Consider the following 1,890-nt stretch of genomic DNA (forward strand, 5'->3'; position numbering starts at 1 on the left):
CCTGAACCGGAACGGTGGGGTGCCAGGGCAGGCGAACCTTCTTGGGCCGTCCGGCATCCCCCTTGATCAGGAGGTGAAGAAGGCCGACGCCCTCGCCTCCGTCGCGGACGCGCACGCCAAGGATGACATCGTCCTGCAGTCCGACGGTCAGGGCGGCACGATCGCCGTTCGCAAAAGCAGCTTGTTCCCCGACAAAGCCTCTGCCGGCGCGGCTAGTGAGGGCGGCGCACCCGCAGCGGCCGGCACAGACCCGAACGTCAGGACCATCGTCCCCCCGCAGCCCGATAAGAAGGCCAACGAAGGTCTGGACAAGCTGATCGGCGACAACATCACCGGCGGCTATCAGAAGGCTCAGGGCGCAGTCGGCACGCTCGCGGCCATCAGCCGGCAGAAGGAAGCTCTCGACAAGGGCGTGATCTCGGGATCGGGCGCGGACTGGCGGACCCAGGCCCAGGCCATCGGTGCGCAGCTTCTCGGTATCGACCCGAGCCAGTTGAACGCCTCCTACAGCTTCGATGCTGCCTCGACTCAGAAGCAGGCCGAGTTGGCGAAGGCCGTCTCCCAGGCGGGTCACACGACCAACATGGATTTGCAGCTCGGTAAGACGATTGCGGGTGGCGACAGGTCGAAGACGGAGCAGGCGCTGCGGCAGAGAGTGGACGCGCAGGAAAAGTGTGCCCGGCACGCGATCGACGCGAACCACGCTCCACTCGCCGGCGATCCTAAGATCGCTCAGAGTGCCGCGGCCCGGACCGGCTTCTTCAGGGTCGAGACGCCTGACGTCTACAAGTACGGTCAGGGCACGCCGAACCCGCTGGCTGATCCCGGAGCGCGTCTGCCGACCTCCAACGCCATCCCGAGCCTGGATGTGAACCAGTCTCACGAATTCAACGGCATGAAGATCAGGCGGGTTCGCTGATGCCGACCTACAGCCTCTCCGGGCCCGATGGGGCCGAATACGAGATCGATGCGCCCGACGAGGGCTCGGCCTACAAGCTGTATCAGGGCATCGGCCCCGCCTCGAACCCGCCGGCTGCGACCACGACGGACGCGCCAGCCGCCGGGCTGCCCGGTGACGCCTCGGCCGCGGTCGGGCGGGGTCTCATCAACGGCATCCCCGTGGTCGGCCCCTACGCCTTGTCCGGTCTGGAGCACGCGGCGGCGGGCGTGCGCTCGCTGCAGAACGACACCAAGTTTTCGGACGAACTCAAGAACGTTCAGGGCTTCAGCCAAGGCACCGCTGAGGCGCACCCCTACGCCACGACCGGCGGCGAGATTGCCGGCGGCGTGATCGGCACCGCGCCCGCCATCGCGGCGGCCCCTGCCGCGTTCGGAGCGGGGGCTGGCAGCCTCGGCGCCCGATCCCTCGCGTCCATGGGGACAGGCGCCATCATGGGCGGCGCGGACTCGGCCGTCCGGAGCGGCGGCGATCTGGATACTGCGCGGCAAGGAGCCATTACCGGTGCGGCTTTTGGGGCCGCGGCACCCGCAGCAGGGGCGACTATCGGCGCCGGCATTCGACGTTTCTACGATCTAGTCGGCGGTCTCCGCGCCCCGGAGAGCGGGTTCGGTTCTGCCGCCACCCGCATGCTCGGTGAGGACGCGGCGGCCTCTGGCGGCACGCAGGCCGTTCGGGATCGCATGGCGCAGCTCGGCACGCCCGCCATGCTGCTCGACGCCTCGCCGTCGTTCCAGGGGCGAGCCCAGGGTCTGGCGGCCCGCCCTGAGACTATGCAGCAGATCGTGGACCCGATCCGCGCCCGCGACGCCGGCACGACAGCACGCCTCGCCGCCGACGTGGATGGCGCCCTCGGCCCCGCCAGCAGCCCGCGGGAGTTGGACGCCCAGGTCAAGGCGCTGCGCAGCGTGCCCAACACCGCGATCGGCGAC

The 1,890-nt window shown here is 69.4% G+C and carries 1 protein-coding gene and 1 pseudogene; both read left to right on the forward strand.

Annotation, left to right across the window (positions count from 1 at the left end; all coding sequences use genetic code 11):
- Window positions 1-73 precede the first annotated feature (73 nt).
- Window positions 74-919, forward strand: a complete 846-nt coding sequence (locus tag MKK63_RS01565; protein WP_243998064.1) for a hypothetical protein — start codon at window positions 74-76, stop codon at window positions 917-919.
- A pseudogene (locus tag MKK63_RS01570) lies at window positions 919-1,890 on the forward strand (hypothetical protein); the annotation flags it as partial. The gene MKK63_RS01565 and the pseudogene MKK63_RS01570, both read left to right, overlap by 1 nt.

The organism is Methylobacterium sp. J-088 (assembly GCF_022829295.1).
Lineage (GTDB): Bacteria > Pseudomonadota > Alphaproteobacteria > Rhizobiales > Beijerinckiaceae > Methylobacterium.